Origin of the sequence: Sphingorhabdus sp. (assembly GCF_035329025.1) — a bacterium.
In the GTDB taxonomy this organism is placed as follows: Bacteria; Pseudomonadota; Alphaproteobacteria; order Sphingomonadales; family Sphingomonadaceae; genus Sphingorhabdus_B.
Genome location: NZ_DAOLHN010000029.1, coordinates 1 through 19214 on the forward strand (window position 1 = coordinate 1; position 19214 = coordinate 19214).

Annotated in this window: 17 protein-coding genes and 1 tRNA gene; 8 read left to right on the forward strand and 10 right to left on the reverse strand. The window is 56.6% G+C overall.

Going from position 1 to position 19214, the window contains the following annotated elements; all coding sequences use genetic code 11:
* The 3 genes from PKC81_RS09465 to aroA form a co-directional block, all read right to left on the reverse strand.
* Positions 1-967, reverse strand: a 967-nt coding sequence (locus PKC81_RS09465) for a S1 RNA-binding domain-containing protein (RefSeq protein ID WP_324335437.1), incomplete at its 3' end; no start/stop codon positions are given.
* 221 nt (positions 968-1188) lie between these two features.
* Positions 1189-1821 carry a d(CMP) kinase gene (locus PKC81_RS09470; RefSeq protein WP_324335439.1) on the reverse strand — a complete coding sequence of 211 codons (633 nt, stop codon included), beginning with the start codon at positions 1819-1821 and terminating at the stop codon, positions 1189-1191.
* Complete coding sequence (aroA, locus tag PKC81_RS09475) at positions 1818-3149, reverse strand: 3-phosphoshikimate 1-carboxyvinyltransferase (RefSeq protein WP_324335441.1); 1332 nt, start codon at positions 3147-3149, stop codon at positions 1818-1820. The genes PKC81_RS09470 and aroA overlap by 4 nt, the downstream gene beginning before the upstream one ends.
* Positions 3150-3304: 155 nt before the next feature.
* Here aroA and PKC81_RS09480 point away from each other — a divergent pair, with 155 nt between their 5' ends.
* On the forward strand, positions 3305-3622 hold the full coding sequence (locus tag PKC81_RS09480; protein WP_324335443.1) for a TIGR02300 family protein: 318 nt from the start codon (positions 3305-3307) through the stop codon (positions 3620-3622).
* 111 nt (positions 3623-3733) lie between these two features.
* Positions 3734-3809, forward strand: a tRNA-Ala gene (locus PKC81_RS09485).
* Between the two features lie 358 nt (positions 3810-4167).
* Here the strand turns inward: PKC81_RS09485 and PKC81_RS09490 are convergent.
* From PKC81_RS09490 to PKC81_RS09505, 4 genes are read right to left on the reverse strand one after another with little or no spacing between them, the layout of a single operon-like run.
* The gene (locus tag PKC81_RS09490; protein WP_324335445.1) at positions 4168-4923 is read right to left on the reverse strand and encodes an ABC transporter ATP-binding protein; all 756 of its coding nucleotides are present in this window, start codon (positions 4921-4923) and stop codon (positions 4168-4170) included.
* Positions 4916-6118 (reverse strand): ABC transporter permease, encoded by a 1203-nt coding sequence (locus PKC81_RS09495; protein WP_324335447.1) that lies wholly within the window; start codon positions 6116-6118, stop codon positions 4916-4918. Before PKC81_RS09495 ends, PKC81_RS09490 begins: the two co-directional genes overlap by 8 nt.
* Complete coding sequence (locus PKC81_RS09500) at positions 6115-7296, reverse strand: efflux RND transporter periplasmic adaptor subunit (RefSeq protein ID WP_324335449.1); 1182 nt, start codon at positions 7294-7296, stop codon at positions 6115-6117. The genes PKC81_RS09495 and PKC81_RS09500 overlap by 4 nt, the downstream gene beginning before the upstream one ends.
* The gene (locus PKC81_RS09505) at positions 7293-7862 is read right to left on the reverse strand and encodes a TetR/AcrR family transcriptional regulator (protein ID WP_324335451.1); all 570 of its coding nucleotides are present in this window, start codon (positions 7860-7862) and stop codon (positions 7293-7295) included. The genes PKC81_RS09500 and PKC81_RS09505 overlap by 4 nt, the downstream gene beginning before the upstream one ends.
* Before the next feature lie 99 nt (positions 7863-7961).
* Between PKC81_RS09505 and PKC81_RS09510 the strand changes: the two genes are divergently transcribed.
* Positions 7962-8825 (forward strand): methyltransferase domain-containing protein, encoded by an 864-nt coding sequence (locus PKC81_RS09510; RefSeq protein ID WP_324335453.1) that lies wholly within the window; start codon positions 7962-7964, stop codon positions 8823-8825.
* Positions 8826-8850: 25 nt separating this feature from the next.
* Here the strand turns inward: PKC81_RS09510 and PKC81_RS09515 are convergent, their stop codons facing one another.
* Both PKC81_RS09515 and PKC81_RS09520 read right to left on the reverse strand, forming a co-directional pair.
* Positions 8851-10200 carry a HAMP domain-containing sensor histidine kinase gene (locus PKC81_RS09515; protein ID WP_324335455.1) on the reverse strand — a complete coding sequence of 450 codons (1350 nt, stop codon included), beginning with the start codon at positions 10198-10200 and terminating at the stop codon, positions 8851-8853.
* Positions 10197-10856, reverse strand: coding sequence for a response regulator transcription factor (locus tag PKC81_RS09520; RefSeq protein WP_324335457.1), 660 nt, complete (start codon positions 10854-10856; stop codon positions 10197-10199). Before PKC81_RS09520 ends, PKC81_RS09515 begins: the two co-directional genes overlap by 4 nt.
* 142 nt (positions 10857-10998) lie before the next feature.
* On the opposite strand from PKC81_RS09520, the gene PKC81_RS09525 reads away from it, so the two are divergent.
* From PKC81_RS09525 to PKC81_RS09535, 3 genes are read left to right on the forward strand one after another with little or no spacing between them, the layout of a single operon-like run.
* On the forward strand, positions 10999-12063 hold the full coding sequence (locus PKC81_RS09525) for an efflux RND transporter periplasmic adaptor subunit (protein ID WP_324335459.1): 1065 nt from the start codon (positions 10999-11001) through the stop codon (positions 12061-12063).
* A 3-nt stretch (positions 12064-12066) separates the two neighbouring features.
* Positions 12067-15177, forward strand: a complete 3111-nt coding sequence (locus PKC81_RS09530; protein ID WP_324335461.1) for a CusA/CzcA family heavy metal efflux RND transporter — start codon at positions 12067-12069, stop codon at positions 15175-15177.
* Complete coding sequence (locus PKC81_RS09535; protein WP_324335463.1) at positions 15174-16397, forward strand: TolC family protein; 1224 nt, start codon at positions 15174-15176, stop codon at positions 16395-16397. The genes PKC81_RS09530 and PKC81_RS09535 overlap by 4 nt, the downstream gene beginning before the upstream one ends.
* Positions 16398-16494: 97 nt before the next feature.
* Here the strand turns inward: PKC81_RS09535 and PKC81_RS09540 are convergent, their stop codons facing one another.
* Positions 16495-17388 (reverse strand): c-type cytochrome, encoded by an 894-nt coding sequence (locus PKC81_RS09540; protein WP_324335465.1) that lies wholly within the window; start codon positions 17386-17388, stop codon positions 16495-16497.
* A 151-nt stretch (positions 17389-17539) separates the two neighbouring features.
* Between PKC81_RS09540 and PKC81_RS09545 the strand changes: the two genes are divergently transcribed.
* A complete protein-coding gene (locus PKC81_RS09545) occupies positions 17540-18076 on the forward strand; it encodes a DsrE family protein (protein WP_324335467.1) in 537 nt (178 codons plus the stop codon).
* Between the two features lie 606 nt (positions 18077-18682).
* Positions 18683-19135, forward strand: a complete 453-nt coding sequence (locus tag PKC81_RS09550) for a recombinase family protein (protein WP_324335469.1) — start codon at positions 18683-18685, stop codon at positions 19133-19135.
* Positions 19136-19214: the final 79 nt, after the last annotated feature.

Genomic DNA, 19214 nt, shown 5'->3' on the forward strand with positions numbered 1-19214 from the left:
TCTTCTTGGTCCAGGACATTTCCGAAACGTGGACCAGGCCTTCGATGCCGGCTTCGAGTTCGATAAAGGCACCATATTCGGTAATGTTGGTAACGGCGCCATGCAAACGTGCACCGACCGGATATTTCGCAACGGCACCTTCCCACGGATCCGATTCCAGCTGCTTCATGCCAAGGCTGATGCGCTGTGTATCGCGGTTGATGCGGACGATCTGCACCTTCACGGTATCGCCGATGTTGATCATTTCCGACGGGTGGTTGATGCGCTTGTAGCTGATGTCGGTGACGTGCAGCAGGCCATCGATGCCGCCCAGATCAACGAACGCACCATAATCGGTGATGTTCTTGACGACGCCTTCGATAATCTGGCCTTCGGTCAGGTTCTGGATCAGGCCCGAACGCTGTTCAGCACGAGTCTCTTCAAGGATGGCGCGACGCGAAACAACAATATTGCCGCGGCGACGGTCCATCTTCAGGATCTGGAAGGGCTGTGCAATGTCCATCAAGGGGCCAACGTCGCGCACGGGGCGAACATCCACCTGCGAGCCGGGAAGGAACGCAACGGCGCCGCCGAGGTCGACAGTGAAGCCGCCCTTCACGCGGCCAAAGATAACGCCATCGACGCGGTTGCCAGCGGCGAATTCGCCTTCCAGCTTGTCCCAAGCGGCTTCGCGGCGCGCGCGGTCGCGCGACAGCACGGCTTCGCCGTTCATGTTTTCGACGCGGTCGACATAAACTTCGACTTCGTCACCGACATTGAGGTCAGCTTTCTGGCCGGGCATCGAGAATTCGCGCAGGGCCACACGGCCTTCGCTCTTGAGGCCGACATCGATCATCGCGAAGTCGTTTTCGATTGCGGTTACGGTGCCTTTGACGACGCGGCCCTCAAAGCCACCTTCTGCACCACCGAGTGATTCGTTGAGCAACGCTTCAAAATCGTTGCGGGTAGGGTTAGGCGAAGTTGCCATGGTTAGAGTTCCTTACTTACGCTTTATCCGGCCAATCGGTTGGTTCCGATGGTCTTTGACCAGACTGCCAATACAGCCCCATGCTGCAAAGGCATTCTCCAGACTTTTGCTTTGATTTCAGCGATTTGATAGATACCAACGCGAACAGGACAATGCGGTGCAAGTTACGCCATTGGCGTCTTGCCGCATGCCCGAACATTCTATGTTAGCTTGGCCGGCCTCTATGCGGGCCGATTCTCTATCTTCGCGTCCACCAGTGCAATCGCCCTTTGAACGGCCGCGCCTATAGTCAAATTGCCGGTATCAAGCAAGTGTGCGTCTTCCGCAGCTTTCAGCGGGGCATCGGCGCGTTCGCTGTCGCGTTTGTCGCGGGCGCGGATATCTGCGAGGATAGTTTCATAATCGACATCCTGTCCACGCCCCTGCATTTCCTTGAAGCGGCGCTCGGCCCGGATTTCGGCGGAGGCAGTGACGAAGAGTTTTACTTCGGCATGTGGGGCGATCACCGTTCCGATATCGCGTCCGTCGAGCACCGCGCCTTCGGGCTGGTTGGCAAAGTCGACCTGACGCTTGTTCAGCGCAGCGCGTACCTCCGGATGGACCGATACGCGGCTGGCCAGCCCGCCGGTCGCCTCGTCGCGTAGCACAGGATCATCGAGCAATTCGTCGGGAAAGTCGCATGCAGCGACCGCGTCTGCGGAATTGTCGGCATTGCCACCATTCAACGCTACCTGCCGTCCCACCGCGCGATAGAGCAGTCCGGTGTCGAGCCAAGGCAGACCATAATGCGCCGCCAGAGCCTTCGATATGGTGCCTTTGCCAGAGGCGGTGGGACCGTCGACCGCTATGATCATGCGCCAGCAAGCCCCGCCAGCATCGCCTCAAAGGTCGGGAAGCTGGTGGCAATTGGCGACACGTCGTCGACTGTAACTGCGTGGTAGCAATGTTGCCCGGCGACTGCGAAGCTCATGGCAATGCGATGGTCGAGCGCGCTGGCAATTGTGGCGCCGCCTTCAAGCGGTTCTCCGCCGGTGCCGTCGATGACAAGGCCGTCCTCACGTTCCTCGACTGTCGCGCCAATGGCTTTCAAGCCGGTGGCCATCAGTGCCAGGCGGTCGCTTTCCTTGACGCGCAGTTCGTCGAGACCGCTGGTCACTGTCCGCCCTTCAGCCATGCTGGCAGCGACGAAGAACACGGGAAATTCATCGATCATGCTTGGAGCGACCTCGGGCGGCACTTCGATTCCCTTCAACGCCGAATGTCGCGCTGTAATATCCGCAACCGGTTCGCCCCCCACAACACGCTCGTTCGAATATGTGAGATCCGCGCCCATCGTCTCCAGCATTTTGTATATGCCGGTGCGGGTCGGGTTCATGCCAACATGGGTTACGGTGACTTCGCTGCCCGGGGTAATGAGTGCGGCGACGATCGGAAACGCCGCGGAAGATGGGTCACCCGGAACTTCTAAGGTCTGCGGTTTCAATTCAGCCTCGCCGACGAGGCGGATATGCCGGACACCATCTGCATCGGTTTCGACCATCAGGTCAGCGCCAAAACCTGCCAGCATCCGCTCGCTATGGTCGCGTGTCGGCACTGGTTCGATCACTTCGGTAATGCCGGGCGTATTGAGCCCTGCCAGTAGAACAGCAGACTTTACCTGAGCCGAGGCGACGGGCAGACGGTAGCCAATTGGCACCGCCGGACACATCCCCCGCACCATCAATGGCAGGCGACCTCCCGGGCTGGCGTTGAACTCGGCGCCTGTCAGCGAAAGCGGGTCGATCACCCGGCCCATCGGCCGTTTCGACAGGCTGGCGTCGCCAATAAAGGTGGCGGTGATTGCATGGCTTGCGACCAAACCCATCAGCAATCGCGTCGAGGTGCCGCTATTGCCCATGTCCAGCGCGTTCTGCGGTTGCAGCAATCCGCCGACGCCGACGCCGTTAATGCGCCATTCGCCTTCGCCGGTGCGTTCGATGGTCGCGCCCATCGCACGCATTGCTGCCGCAGTGGCAAGTACATCCTCGCCCTCGAGTAATCCGGTCACCCGGCTCTCGCCTATGGCAAGTGCTGACAGCATCAACGACCGGTGGCTGATCGACTTGTCACCGGGCACCTTTACCGTGCCGCAAAGCGGACCGCGAGCGGCGAAAGAGGCGGGACGGGGATGGGTGCTGTACATAGGCGAGGTGCTTTGCTTTCACACTGCCTTCAAGTCAACGATTACACTAATTTTTGACAGGCGCGCTCCGCTGTGGCAAGGGCGGCGCCTGTTTGCAGCGAGTCTCCTCCGCGAGACCGCATTTCACGCAATTTTGAAAGGATTATAGGCCCACCATGGTGAAGGCTGAATGGGGAACCAAGCGCACCTGCCCGAAATGCGGCACGCGATTCTACGATCTGACCAAGGACGAACCGGTTGAATGCATCGAGTGCGGCAACCAGTGGACGCCTGAGCCGGTGCTGAAATCAAAGCAGCCGCTGCCGTTCGAGGAAGTCGAAAAGAAACAGGACGATGCTGATCTGGGCGACGATGATCTCGACATCGATGTCGATGCTGTCGACGGCGACGTCTCGCCTGACAATGACGTCGACCTGGGCGGCGATGACGACCTTGGCGTTGCCGGCACCGACGACGATGGCGACGAGCAATAAGGATTGAACAGGCGGGAAGGTGGCATTGCCATTTTCCCGCTTGCAAATGCAGGGGCAGTGCGGCTAAAGGCGCGCCTCTGAATTATACAGCCGCCCTATATCGCGGCGTTCGGGGCCTTAGCTCAGCTGGTAGAGCGCTACACTGGCAGTGTAGAGGTCAGGGGTTCGACTCCCCTAGGCTCCACCAACGCTTTCTTAAAGCGTTGTCCCTAAAAAACATTATCTCTACCAGATAGTTAGCTTATGGCGATGGTATACATTAGTGGTATACAAGGGCATGGCGGCTATGGCTCAGACCCATCGATTAATTCTTCGCGGAAAAACGTGGTCCTTTTTCCGTCGGGTGCCCAATAATGCGGTCGCTGCGTACGGGCGCAAACTGATAAAGGTTTCGCTCAAGACGTCCAGCCTATCGAAAGCCTCCTTAAAGGCGGAATTTCTAAGTCTGATCGTTTGCCGGGTTCAACTGCCACTGTGTCGTGGGATAACACGCTTGACCGCCGCTGCAAAGTAATGGCGCGCATTGCTGTCATCTTGCGCGGCCCCTACATCTTGTCTCGCGCTGCGTCACTTTCGAACAACGCATCGGCGGATGCAGGTGGTGCAATGCCTTGAGGTATCTCCTCGACCGTCACTCCTTCGCGGATGTTGTAAAGCCGCTTGAAGGTCGGGATGATTTTCTCGTCGTGGGTGACAATGATAATCGCCGTGTCAAATTGTTGTGCCATGTCGTTGAGCAGCGCCACAACTGCCAGCGCGCGTTGGCCGTCAAGCGGCGCTGTAGGTTCATCAGCGAGGATGACAGGCGGGCGATTGATCAGCGCGCGGGCAATCGCAACGCGCTGCTGCTCCCCGCCGGAAAGCTGTGAGGGCATGGCGGCGGCGCGGTGACCGACATCCAGCGCATCGAGCAGGTCACGGGCCATTTTCCTAGCCATCGCATTGGGCTTACCAGCTAACATGGGCAGCAACGCGACGTTATCGGTCACATCCAGGAACGGAATCAGATATGGTGCCTGGAAAATAAAGCCGATAAGATCACGGCGCAGCGCCCGCAAATCGCGCACTTTCCAGCCATTATCGTAAATGCACTGGTCACCAATCGTCATTTTACCCGAGGTAGGCTCGATTACTGCACCAAGGCATTTGAGCAAAGTGCTCTTGCCCGAGCCCGATGGTCCAATGAGCCCCACAACTTCGCCTTTGGCCACTGACATATTGACACCGCGCAGCGCATGAACGGCGGTGTCACCGTTTCCATAGGTTTTCACGACATTCTCAAGTGTAATGCCGTCAGCCACCGATAGCCTCCGCCGGATCCACCTTGAGAGCTGCCTGAATGGCGAGCACACTCGCCAAAGCGCAAATCAGCATGACCGCAAAAAAGCCCCGGATCGAATCCGCCGGTAATAACAAGACAAATTTCGGGAAAAATGGTGCCCAAAGGCTGGCAGCGATTTTACCCACGACAAAGCCGATCAGCCCAAGCCCCAGTGCCTGCTGCAGGATCATCCACGAAATCGTGCGGTTGCGTGTTCCAATCAGTTTCAGCACGGCAATTTCGCGGATTTTGCCGATTGTCATAGTGTAGATGATGAAGGCCACGATGGCCGCACTGACGATGGACAGGATGACAAGGAACATGGCAATTTGCCGCGCCGAATTGGCAATCAGTTTCTGGACGAGTATCTCTTCCATTTCCGCACGGGTATAGACGGTTAGACGCTGCCAACGACGGATCGCATCGGCGACCAGATCGGGATCGGTATCGGGCGTTATGGTGACCAGGACGGCGTTAACATTGGTGCTGCCCGACTGAACCGCGTTTACTGCTGCAGCAACCGCCGGATTGCCTGGCGGGTTCAGCTGCGGATTGGCTTCAGTGCGCGCACGCTGCCTGACAATCGCATCGCTGTCTTTCTGGAACTGGGCGGCCTGCGCATCTTTCAGTGACAAAAACAGCATCGGGTCACCACCCGATGATACCATTCGGCTCGTCAATCCGACGACGGTATAGAAATTGCGCCGAACTTTTACGCGGTCACCTATTGCAAAACCACTCTTAATATCGGCCACTGCCTCATAATGGCCCCGCACAATCTGGCGTCCGGCAATCAAATGCGTGGGTTGGCCTGGCATCCCAGGCTCGCCCATTTCGGTTCCAACAACCATCACCCGTACGTCCTTGTCGCCTTGGGCAATCTGCATCGTGAGGTAGGTGACGCCGGCCGCTTGCGCGACGCCGCGCATGGCCTGAATCGGTCGCTCGCTGTCTTCGGGCAGGCTCGATGGTTCCGCATAAGGGCCAAGCGTATCCTTTTGCACCACCCATAGGTCGGCATGGCTGTTATCGAGCAGTGCCTGGGCATCATCAACCATCCCCCGGTAGACCCCGGCCATCGATAATGTTACGCCAATCAACAGGCCCAAACCAACACCGGTGAGCACGAATTTACCCCAACCATGCAGGATATCGCGGCCGGCCAGACTGATCATGGCAATGATCTGACGATGCTAAACCGGCTGTTTGCTGAAAGCGCCTTTGCGCTGTGAAGGACAGTCTGTTCGCCGATTTCGAGACCATCCAGAATCTGAACCCATCCATCCAGATTCTGCGCGCCGATCTTAACCTTTACAAACTCCAGATCGCCACCGCGGATCACCCAAACCCCGACCTGACCATCGACGCGGTGCACGGCCGCATTCGGGATGGCCGATGTCCGGGCACGGGCTGGTAAAGCCACGGTTACTTCTGCAAGCTCACCAATCGACGGAATCCCTTCGACAAGAGAAAATTTTGCTTTCGCGAGCACTTCCTCCGTCAGCGCATCGGCCATAGGCTCTACGCGTTCAATGATGCCTGGCACCTGGCGTTCGGGACGAGAACGCAGGACGATGCGCACCGGCAACCCTGCCGCAAGCCCGGCCGATTGTGTCTGGTCGAACCTTACATTGATCCACAATTGGCTCGGATCGATGATTTCAATCACTGCTTGCCCTGCAACTACGGTTGTCCCGGGTTCAACTGCCCGCCGCACCACAAGTCCCGCGTGCGGCGCTACGAGGCGCAGATTGACCTTTTGCTGGACCAGAGCAGCCCTTTCGGCACCGAGCCTTGCGCGATCTTGCCCAGCGGCGTTGCGATTGGCCTTGGCGGCTGCAAGGCTTGCGCGGGCTGCTGCCAACTCCTGTCGACGCTGATCGACCATGGCATCGGTGACCCAGCCACCTTCCTTCAATTTTTCTGTTCGGGCAGCCTGGTTTTGCGCGAGCGCAACGCGGGCGGTTGCATCAGCAATCTGCGCAACCGCCGCTTGCTCCAGTGCTGCTGAACGCGCGGAACCTCCGGCAGCGGCATCAATCCGTTGGTCAAGGTCGACAGGATCAATTTGCGCGAGCAACTGTCCTTCTTTTACAATGTCACCTACATCGACTGCGACCATGCTGACCCTGCCCGCAGCAGTTGGACCAACTTTCTGCGTGTAACGGGCTTCAACGGTGCCGATGCCAAATAAGGCTGGCGAAATGGCGCGTTCTTCGACCTGCACGACTGTGACATTCACGGGCGCCAATGGACCGGAGCGCAAGGCCACCCATGCAAATAGCAAAAGAAGCGGCATCAGAACGGCCAAAAGCAGCCAGCCCCTTCGGCTTATCGTAAATGCCAATTTCATGTCGCTGCGCCCAAAGCATCGAGAAATAGATCGAACATCCGCAAGGAAACGGCGGGCATATTATCGAAATCGTCGGCAGCCATCGCCTGCATCGCAAGGCCCTGCACCATGCCCAAAAACATCGATGCGGCCGCAGAGCAGTCGGTTGTTTCTTTTATCAGCCCCTGAGCCTTGGCTTGTTCAAGCAGGTTTATCACCCTGTCTCGATATCCGGTCATCAACGCGCGTACCCGCGCCTTGCCGGGGGCGTCGCTATCACGCTGCAACTCGCCAAACAGGATCCGGGGTACACCCACATGTTCGACAACAAATGCGATGTGCGTCGTAAAAATAGCGCGCAACCGGTCGACGGGTGTTGCGCCCGTAACCGCGTCGAAGCGGGCCAATAGCGTATCGGCTGTCCAATCCATAACCGCTGTCCAGACCGCTTGCTTATCTGCGAAATGGCGGAAAAGGGCACCTTGGGAAACACCCATATGCGCTGCAATTTGCGCGGTCGTTATATCGGCGGGATTTGTTTTTGCCGCCAGCGCAATCACCGCCTCGACGGTAACTGCTCGCCTCATTTCGGCCGGAAGTTTTGTTTGATACATGCATTGTACTTTGCATTAAAGATAGTAATTAGTCACTATCTTTAATGCAAAGGCTTGATGGAGAGAGTTAGAATGACCGAGATCGACAGCAGCCCAGAAGCATTGAAGGGCGAAGATTGGGCGGGCGAGATGGGTGCCAAATGGCTCGCTAATCTCGAGCGGTTCGAAGGCATGATCGCTCCGATTGGTGAGGCTCTGCTCAAACAGGCAGATTACAAACACAGCGAGCGCGTGCTCGATATCGGCTGCGGTGGTGGCGGGACAACAATTGCCATTGCGCAGGCGGTTGCACCTTCGGGCGAGGTCCTTGGTATCGACATTTCACCCGATTTGACGACGGCGGCTACACAGCGCGCCAACGATGCCGGTGTCAGCAATATCCGCTTCATCTGCGCTGACGCGTCGACAGTTCAATTCGACGACAAACCATTCGACCGGCTCTTCTCGCGCTTTGGCAGCATGTTTTTTCCCGAACCGCATAAGGCTTTCGCCAATTTGCACAGCTTGCTGCGCCCCAGCGCGCGCATTGATCTCGCTGTTTGGGGACCGCCGCGTGACAATCTGTGGATGATGGAGATGATGAGCATCGTCCGCCGTTATGTAGACATACCGCCGGCTGTCCCCCGCACACCTGGCCCATTTGCATTCGAAGACCTCGACTATCTAAATGAGATCCTCGCAAGCGGTGGTTTTTCAAATGTGAACGTGTCGGCCTATCAAGGACTTCAGCCGATTGGCGGTGTAAATGTCACACCGCAAGACGCCGTCTCATTCATATTGTCGTCAATGGCCGTTGGACGCGCGCTAGATGAACAAGGCGCAGATGTTCGCTCGGCAGCTGAGGCGGATTTGATTGAGTTGTTTCAGAACCATTATGAAGCGGGCCGAGGAGTCATGATGCAAGGTAAGGCATGGCTGGCTAGCGCCATTGCTTAGAAACAAGCTGATTAGGTTTGGCCCGTCATCGTAACAGGGGCAGAACGATTTTAGCTATTAAGCCGCCATTTGGTGCATTCGCAACTGTGATATCCCCACCATAATCGCGGGCAATGTCGCGGGATATTGGGAGGCCGAGGCCGGAATCGCCAGCTCTGTCACACTGGCTCACGCCGATTTCGAATATCTGGTCGAGGACATCGGGGCCGACGCCGTCGCCATCATCCTCAATCTCAATTATCGATGCCTTACTCGTTTCATAAAAGCGAATGGTAATTTTCTTGGCTGCCCACTTGCCGGCATTATCGAGAAGATTGGACAAAATTTCACTCAAATCTTCCGGGTCACACGCAATGTTCTTTGCAGTAGCTATCGCCTCTGTGGCCCGGAAAGATTTGGCTGGATAAATTCGTGTCATAGCGCTGAGTAGCGGCGGGAGTATGTCAGATAACGACGTATGCGCACCTATCGCCTGACGTGACCCTCCCGACCGGGTTCTGGCCAAATGATAATCAATCTGTCTCTGCATCGCTTGCGTCTGGTCAAGAAATATCTGTGCCTGATCGCCAGCAGTGCCGGTCTCTACCATTCGTTCGGCCTCGTCGGTAACAACAGCCAGAGGCGTTCGTAACGAATGCGCCAAATTGCCTGCCTGCACGCGTCCGCGTTCCACAATAGCTGTATTTCGGCTCGCGTAAGCATTGAGATCGGTGACGACTTCCTGAATCTCGTCGGGATAAGACCCGTCAATCATACTCGCTTTGCCCGCCCGCAAGGCACGAATACCGCTGGCTAGCCGACCAAACGGCCGCAATCCGAATGTGATGATGGCAAATCCGCTCGCGATCAACGCCAGTGCGAGCAGCGCTAACCAGACCGTTAATTCTCGCGTGAACGCCGAGATGATGCGTTTCAAATGCCGTTCGTCGGTTGCAATCACGAAGTGGGTCGGCGCACCTGTCGTTGTCGGACGGACCAGTCCATATACTATTGTCTGCCCGGTTGGACCGTTCGCCACATAATGCAGGACATTGGGCGAATGTGCGATGTCATAATCAAGAGCCCCGCGAGTCATTGATGGCGACTTGAGCGTCCCGAAACCCGGTCGCGTCACTTGCCAGTAAAAGCCCGACAACGGGACCGCATAACGCGGGTCGGAAAGTGGTCGCGTCAGTTGTGGGCTACCCTTTTCATCGAGCACTGTCAGTCCCGCAAGTTCCTTCACATGAACCTCCAGTTCTTCATGATATTGCGCTTCGACATGCAGGCTGAACAGACGGACGGACGAGACCCAGATTGCCCCTATGCCAAGCGCCACCCACAATAGAATTGCGATCAGAAACCGGTCACGAAGGCTGTTGATTCGAATATTCATGGAATGAATTTGTAACCCATGCCACGCACCGTCTGAATCCGTGCTTTCCCGATCTTTCGCCGCAACCGGCTGACATGCGCTTCGACGGCGTTATGATCACGCTCGGTGTCGAGTGCATAAAGTAGTTCAACGAGAACGGCTTGCGAATGGATCTGGTGGGGGCGACGAAGAAAATGATGTAAGAGATTGAATTCCTTTCGGCTCAATAGCAGCGCTGTATCGCCAAGCGTAACCATTTTACCGACCGGATCGAGCGATAGATCGCCCGCGGTTAATGCTGATGCAGCCCGACCATCGTGCCTGCGACACATGGCATGGATGCGGGCCAGCAACTCTTCGAACCGAACGGGTTTTACCAAAAAATCATCAGCTCCGGCATTCAACCCTTCAACCTTGTCACGCCATCCACCCCGTGCGGTGAGAATTAATATCGGTAATGACGCTGCCCCGGCACGCCAATAGCGTAACAGGTCGAGGCCATCGCTATCGGGTAGCCCGAGGTCGAGAATAATTGCAGCCATAGCTTCGATGTCGGGCCACAGTCGTGCCTCTTCAGCGTTGCATGCACAATCTACGGCGATACCTGCACGTTGCAGCCGTTCGGATAACCGTCGGCGAAGTTCGGGATCATCCTCCACAAGCAATACGCGCATCATTGACTCGCTTTTTTATATTTTTCGTCTGGCCACCAAATCTGACGGCACCCTGACATTTTGTCAGCTTTTTGTCAGATTCGTAAGCGAAACGTCAAAAATGATAAACAGACGCTCGATTTTCATACTCGGTTTGGCAGCGGTCATGCTTATCGCTGGTATATTGTGGTGGGCCAGTCCAGACACTCCTGACAGGACAACCGCTCCACCCCCAGCCGCCGAATCTGGCGTGATAACAGCAGCACAAATCGAGAAGCTGGGTATTGTAACTGCAACAGCAGCCGTCGCATCCAATATTGCCCTTGGAACGGTACCAGCCACGGTCACGCTTCCGCCCGAAGCGCGGGTCGCTGTAACTGCGCCGTTCACGGGTTCGGTCATCCGACTTTTTGTGGTGCCAGGTCAGGCGGTACGCCAAGGGCAAGCCCTTGCAATCGTGCGCAGCCGCGAACCCGTCCAATATGGAGCAGAGCTTGCAAGAGCACGCGCACGGCTCGATCTGGCACAGGCGACAGCGGCCCGGACCGGACAATTGGTGCGCGAAGGCATCATTGCCGGCGCACGCGGTGACGAAGCTCAATCGGCGGTCCGCCAAGCGCAGGTTGATGTCGCAGAGAATGCCCGAGTTCTCAATCAATCGGGTGCAAATGCGAGCGGTGAGATGACGCTCCGCGCGCCCATCACCGGACGGCTGGCGATGGTCAACGTCCAGACCGGCGGGCCTGTTGATGGTATGACTGCCCCATTTGTCGTCGAGAATACCTCGGCCCAGATGCTCGACCTGCAACTGCCCGAGCGAATGGCCAACAGCGTCTTTCCCGGAATGGTTGTGGAAGTAGCGGTCGCGGGCGGCGAGCCGGTTCGGGGCAGCATCATATCGGTTAGCGGCACAATCGATCCAGTTACGCGTTCCCTGCTGGCAAAGGCACGTCTGGACACATCGCCTGCACTGGTAAGCGGCAAGGCGGTCACGGCGTTGCTCAAGGGAACAAGTCCAACACCGGGCACCAGCATACCGGCGGCGGCAGTGACTCGGATGGGCGACAAAGACATCGTGTTCGTGCGGACTTCGAAGGGCTTTGAACAGCGCGCTGTGACTGTGGCAAGCCGGACGTCCGACCAAGCCGTGTTATCGGCTGGCCTCAAGCCGGGTGAAAAGGTAGCAACTTCGGGTATTTCGGAACTCAAAGTCATATTGGGCGGGGAATAAGCGATGTTACGCCGTTTGGTCGAGCAGGCGCTGGCATTTCGCCTAGCCGTCATCGGGATCGCTTTGGCACTGGCTGGCTGGGGCGGGTGGTCCTTTGCCAATCTGCCAATCGACGCCTTCCCGGACATTAGTTCGACTCAGGTGAAGATCATTCTGAAGGCCCCAGGGATGACCCCCGAAGAGGTCGAGAGCCGCGTTATTACCCCAATCGAAATGGAAATGCTCGGCATTCCGGACCAAGCCAACCTGCGCTCGGTTGCCAAATATGCGATTGCCGATATCACCATCGACTTCAAGGACGGCACCGACATTTACTGGGCGCGCAGCCAGATTGCCGAGCGCCTGTCCAACGTGTCGGGGGACCTGCCGGTAACTGTCGAGGGGGGTATGGCGCCGATTTCGACGCCGCTGTCCGACATGTATATGTTTACCGTCGAAGGCCCGCAAACACTCGCCGAAAAGCGCCGGGTGCTCGACTGGATCATCCGTCCGGCTCTACGCACGGTTCCCGGCGTGGCCGACGTCAACGCGCTTGGCGGATTTGTCGAGACATTCGAGGTGCGCCCTGACAATGCGGCGCTTTCCGCCGCCGGTCTTAGCGTCGAAGACCTGCGAAGCGCAATCGAAAGCAGCAACCGCAACGATGGCGCAGGGCGGCTGAAAGTCGGCGAAGAATCGCTGATCGTCCGCGCCGTCGGTGCTGTCCGTTCTTTGGAAGATCTTTCCTCGGTCGTGGTCCGCGCAGCGGGAGGCTCGGTTCTCCGCGTCAGTGATGTTGCGAACGTCCGCACCGGCGCTTTGACACGTTATGGTGCGGTGACGAAAAACGGCAAAGGCGAGGCAGTTCAGGGCCTCGTCATCGGCCTGCGTGGCGCCGATGCCAGCAAGGTTGTGTCAGGAGTGCGAGCGCGCCTGGATGAAATCAAAACCAGCCTCCCCAAGGGCATGGCCATCGACGACTTCTACGACCGGTCAGACCTGATCGGGCGCGCGGTAGGCACAGTTGAGTCAGCATTGCTTGAAGCCACTGTGCTTGTGGTTATTCTCTTGCTGCTGTTTTTGGGTGATGTGCGCGCTGCCATCATCGTTGCGGTCGCTCTGCCGATGGCGGCGTTGCTGACCTTTATCGTCATGGGCTCGATTGGCCTTACCGCGAATCTGATGAGCCTCGGCGGGCTCGCTATCGCAGTCGGGATATTGGTCGACGGCGCGGTGGTTGTCGTCGAAAATGTCGTTGAACGGCTTTCGGATCCCAAACATCGTCATCAAAGCAAGCTTCAAGCCGTATTTGTTTCTGCTGCCGAGGTGGCGACTCCGGTCGCCTCAGGCATGCTGATTATTGCGCTTGTATTCCTGCCGCTGCTGACGCTGGAAGGACTGGAAGGCAAGCTGTTCGGGCCGGTTGCGCTGACCATCATATTATCACTGATGTCGGCACTATTGCTATCGCTCACCTTAATTCCGGTGCTCGCTTATTTCGGATTGAAGCGAGCCGAAGGTCATCATGAACCGTGGCTGATGCGGCAAATCGGTCCGCGTTATCATAGCCTGCTGGAAAAGGCCTTCGCCAACCGGCGGCTGGTGTCCGGCATTGCGGTAGCATCACTCGTGGTGGCTGGCGGTGCATTTACAATAACCGGCAAGACATTCTTGCCAACAATGGACGAGGGCTCGACACTCGTCCAACTCGCCAAATATCCCAGCATCAGCATCGATCACAGCCTCGAAGGTGATTTGAAAGTGCAGCGTGCCATCCTGTCGCAAGTGCCCGAAGTGACCGACATTATCGCTCGCGTCGGTAGCGACGAACTCGGCCTTGATCCGATGAGTCCGAATGAGACCGACAGCTTCATGCGGCTAAAACCGCGTGAAGAATGGAGGGTACAGGACAAGGATTGGCTGGTGGAGGAAATCCGCAAAGTCTTGGATGATCTACCCGGTATCGAACCCAGTTTCACCCAGCCTATCGAAATGCGTATTTCCGAAATGCTGACCGGCGCGCGCGGAGATTTGGCGATTAAGTTGTTTGGGCCCGACCTTAAGGAACTGTCGCGTATTTCGGGAGAAATTCAAACCCGCCTGCAGCAGATTAAGGGGACCACTGAAGCCATGACGGTCGCTAATGATACCGTCGACTATCTCCAGATCGATATTGACCGTCTGGCTGCAGGACGCGCAGGGATGCCAGTCGATATGCTGCAAGACATGATGCGCGCCGATGTCGAAGGCGTGCGCGCAGGCGTCGTTGCCGATGGCAATCGCCGCGTGCCAATCGTGATCAAGGGCGCGGGAAGCGAAGGGATCGATCCAGCAAGCTTTACCGATCAGATATATCGCGCGCCGTCCGGCCAATTAGTCAGGACCAGTGATGTCGCCACAGTTGCTCAAATTGCGGGGCCGGTGAAGCTGGAACATGAAAATGGTTCGCGTTTTGCGCTTGTGCAGGCGTTTGTCTCGGGGCGCGATTTGGTTGGCTATGTCGAAGAAGCCAAGGCGGACATCGGCACAAATGTGAAATTGCCGCCCGGCTACCGGATTGTATGGGGCGGCCAGTTTGAAAACCAGCAACGCGCTTCAGCCCGATTGATGATCGTGCTTCCGATTGCGGTATTGCTGATCTTTGTCGTGCTCTATGCCACGCTGAATTCGGTGCGGGCGTCGCTGCTGATCATCGCCAACATTCCTTTCGCAGCCGTTGGTGGCATCATCAGCCTGGCGATATCGGGCGAGTATCTCTCGGTTCCGGCATCCGTCGGCTTTATCGCGCTGCTGGGTATTGCCGTGCTCAACGGTCTCGTCATGGTCAGCTATTTCCGGCAATTGCGGCAAGAGGGTATTCCGCTTGCGCTGGCCGTGCGCCAAGGCGCGGAACGCCGGCTTCGGCCCGTTCTGATGACCGCCAGCATTGCAGCGTTCGGGCTGGTGCCGCTGCTCTTCGCCAGCGGCCCGGGCTCCGAAATTCAGAAGCCGCTGGCTATCGTCGTAATTGGCGGACTGGTTACATCCACGCTACTCACACTGTTCCTGCTACCGATGCTGTATGAACGCTTTGGCGAAAGTACGGCAGAGCGCGAAGCGGGCGACCTTGAACATCCGGCGGGAGAGACAGCATGAAGCGCTTGATCCTAGCTCTTTTGCTCGGCGTATCGCACGCAGCTTTCGCCGAACCGGGCCTGCCCCCGGAAGCGTTAGTTCAGACTGCCCTCGACGCCCATCCTTCGGTCGAAGCGGCCAAAGCGCGTATCGGCGTTGCCGAAGCAGATGCGCGGGCGCTCAAATCCGGACCTCATGAATTTTCGGTGAGCGGCAGTTATATCAGTCGGTCAGTTGACCGGGAGGGACGGTATAATGAATATGACGCCACGCTTTCTCGCGGACTTCGTCTGCCCGGAAAATCACGACTTGACCGCAAGGCTGGAGAGTTCGGTATTTCGGCAGCTGAAAATCGCTGGGAGGATGCCAAGCATCAGGCAGCGTTACTGTTGTCAGAGCTGTGGTGGGGCTGGCTTGGAGCGAACGCAGAAGCAGCCGTCGACAAACAGGGCGTCGCCAATCTGGAACAAGCGCTCGCAGGCATAAAGCGCCGGGTGGAGCTGCGCGATGCAGCGCAGCTTGAGGCCGATCAAGCCGAAGCCGCGTTGGGTAATGCCCGGCTTATGGCGACGCAATCGCAGGGCCGGGTAGCATTGGCAAAGGCGCGATTGCAGGCGCAATTCCCGTCGATGACCTTGCCTGAAACACCTGAAGAACTGCCTTTACCTGAAATCCCAGCATTGGGTTTTGCGGCGATGCGCGATCAGGTGATCGAGCGCAGCCATGAAATTGGCGCGGCCCAAGCCGAAGCCGACCGGCTGGCAACGCTGTCCGAACGGGCGCGGCGTGATCGCTGGGCTGACCCAAGCGTTGGCCTGCGCGCCTTTAGCGAGCGGGACGGAGCTGAACGTGGTGCCGCGGTCGTGGTGTCAATGCCAATTGGTGGCGGCCACCGTAAGGCAGTGGCAGAACGCAGTGCATCGGAAGCCGCTGCCGCCATGGCAGAACTGGCAGCCGTTCGCTTCGACGTTCAGGAAATGGCTGACGGCAACTTTGCCCGGGCCAGTGCGGCATGGGATAGCTGGGTGCGGAGCCGCGAAGGAATGAACGCGCAGGTAGAAGCCGTCCTGAAAATGCGACGCGGCTATGATTTGGCCGCAATGGATTTGTCGGATCTGCTGCTCGCTGAACGCCAGACCCACGACGCCTTTCGTGCCGAAGCGATCGCACGCACCGAAGCGCTTCGGGCGATTACACAAATCAGGATCGACAGCCACAATCTGTGGATTTCAGAAGAGTAGCCCAAACCAGTTTTTTAAACTGCAATTTCAATCTCAATGAACTTCGATATTTTTCAGAATAGAAAAGGCAAAATTCCAGTTTATCGATCGATGTGCCCTATTGGCGTTTCCCCGCCGCTGGCGTCGTTGCCGGATCACCAAGCAAAATGCCATCGACGCGCGTGCCATAGCGGGAAAAGGGCGAGTCGTGGTGCAGAGCCCTTGTCGCCTGAGGACTCTTTGCGAAACGTGGATCCTGCGGGCGCACACGGCCGTCGATATAGGTCGCAACGTCCCATGCCTCCTGAACGGTCAAACTGCCCTCTTGTCCCTGCGGCATGTTGGCACGAATGAACGCAGCGGCCTTATCGATTGTCGCCATGCCCGCACCCCAATTATAGGATTGTGGACCCCATAAGGCAGGATAGACCATGTCATCTGATAGGCGCTGGCCAGCTCCGTCGGCACCGTGGCAGGCGCTGCACTTTTCCGAATAGATTTGGGCACCTCGAATATCATCACCGGCTTTAGCGGGAGCAGCGAGTTTCGGAAATCCCCGGCCAGGAGGTGAAATACCGCTCGGCAAACCACGCGCCATGAACGCCGCATAGCTTTCAATTGCAAGGAGTTCACGGCTACCCAGCGGCGGCGGCGTCCCGTTCATACTATATAAAAAACAGTCCTGAACGCGCTTTTGAAAACTGTTGATCTCACCATTTTTCTTCCGAAAAGCTGGGAAATTGACAAAAGCTGCCCAAAGCGGAGCTGCACCCGCTTTGCGTCCCGCGTCAAGGTGACAGTTGCTGCACGCCAGTCCGTTGCCGACATATTGTGGGGCTTCCTGCGCCGTATGTGTCATCAGCCGCGCGCCCAGCCGGATGGCATCACCGAGCGCATCGGCTGGAGCCGATTCAGCCGAAGGCGGATCAAACACTTTAGTAGCGAGAGGGGCGGTCTGGACAACAGAAGGAGGAGCAGGAGTTTCTTCTTGGGTACGGCTAAAAATAGCCATCCCGAATGCTCCCGCCGCGAGCCCGACAATAAGAGCAGATGTGACTTTTTTCATTGAAGCCGAACCCTAAAAACATTGACATAATCTGCATTGTCTATTGCTATATGGTCGAACAATAATTGCGCAAAGTTAAAAACGGGAACTGCAAATCATGCGCCAAATTCTTATCGCTCTAGCTGTCATTTCTGTGCTGACCGGTCCGGTAAGTGCGCAAACAAAAACCCGACCAGTGCCAGGTTTTGGAACCTATAGCGAAATCACGGATCCTTTTGAGAAACCGGATGCAAATCTTCGTTACAAAATTATTTTCGACGTAGCGCAAGCGGCCCGTACCCCTGGCGCAGTGCATCAAGGTTTGGAACGCGTGGCGCGTATGGTCAATCTACTTAGCCATTATGGCGTTGCGCTTCAGCCCGGTGACATCGTGGTGACGCTTCATGGACCCGCAGCCCGGACCACGCTCACGGAAAAGGCCTTCGCGGCGCGGTTCGATGGCGAGGCGAACCCCAACGCAGAGTTAATAAGGCAGTTGACAGTGGCAGGCGTTAGCGTTCGGCTATGTGGCCAGTCCATGGTCGCTATGGGAGTCACGCGGGAAGAATTGAATCCTGATGTCCGCGTTGACGTATCGGCGATAACCACAATCGGAACATTGCAAATGCGAGGCTATTCCTTGATTCAGGATTGAGTTCTGGAGCTTATTGCTCTGTTAGTGAGATACGATGCCCCTTTCGGATATCGGACTGAAAATTACTGTTTTGCAAGGGCCAAGCTGCCAATTCCTGGGACTTAAAAAGAAAGCCGCCGGATATCGAACGGACAAATGAACTGGTTTTGAGCCGCTAATGAGATCCAATACTGCCTGCTTTTATCAAATTGGTCTTGAATGCAGACAACTGGCATACGGCCCAAATTCTGCCCTGGATATTTCAAACACGGGTAGTTGAACTGACGGCAGCTTTCAGGGAACTGGTTGGTCTAAACGAACGTCTGCAAAGTTAGCGCTAGCTGCCTAAACAAATGTCACATTTGGAGTACGTGTCGAAATCGCAGTAATGTTTGCAATGGCTCGATTTAGGACACGATAAAGATCATGCGGCTGTCTCCTGACACCAACGGTAGAACCGAATTTCCCACAAGATATTGAAACAAAATAGAATTGTCGGTGGAAAACAGATTCGTACTCACTTGCTACACGGTGCGGACAGGTTACGATCCATCTGGATGCAATTAACTGCAACTCGGGAAAATCGCTTTGTCGAATATTTGCGAGTCAGCACATCAAGGCAAGGGGGTGTCCGGTCTCGGCCTAGAGGCGCAAAGAAGCGCGGTCCAGGATTGCATGAATTCAGTTGGTGGCGTTGCCATCGCCGAACTCGTTGAGATTGAAAGCGGTACAAAAAATGTTCGGCCGGTCCTTGTGCAATCAATTTCACTTTGCAAAAAAGAGAACGCAACTCTGCTTATAGCAAAGCTGGATCGCCTTGCCCGAAGCGTGGCATTCATATCGTCGTTAATGGAGGGCGGCGTTGATTTCGTGGCCGCTGACGCACCGTACGCCAACAAACTGACGCTGCATATTTTAGCCGCTTTTGCCGAGCACGAACGCGATCTGATTTCTCATCGCACGAAACAGGCTTCGGCTGCAGCCAAGCTGCGTGGCGTAACCTATTCACACCTGCCGCTGACGAAAATCTATCAAGATCGCCAGGAGACGGCAGACAAAGAAGCGGCAGCAAAAATCTAATTCGCTCGTTTTCTAGGTGAGCCAATTTTCGGAGGTTGGTTAATCCTCGAACAATAGGCTGTGCAGCACAAATAACTGG